The organism is Microbacterium sp. 69-10, assembly GCF_001897945.1.
GTDB lineage: Bacteria > Actinomycetota > Actinomycetes > Actinomycetales > Microbacteriaceae > Microbacterium.
The window spans coordinates 1-364 of the sequence record NZ_MKRT01000021.1 but is presented as its reverse complement, the minus strand read 5'-3'; positions in this window follow the sequence as shown (position 1 = coordinate 364).

The window sequence follows — 364 nt, the reverse complement described above, 5'->3', positions numbered from 1 at the left end:
ACATCGCCCCGCCGCTGGTGATCACCGAGGAGGAGCTGGTGCGCGGCCTGTCCGCGATCGACGAGGCCCTGACCGTGGCGGACGGGTACACCGCCTGACGCAGGATCGCTGAGACCCCTGCTCGCCGTCGAGACCCCCTCAGGTGCGGACATCCGTACCTGAGGGTCTCGACGCTACCCCGGGGGTGTCGGCGGGAGTCGCGTCTGCGGCTTCCCCGGTTCGGATGGAAAGCGCGGGTTCCCGGGCCTTCTGCCGTGCGTTATCCATCCGGCCCGGCGATGACCGGATGGAAAGCGTCCGGTCCGTCGCCGTTGCACCAGCGAAAAGCATCCGCGCGGATCGCACGGGGACACGCACGCGGTAG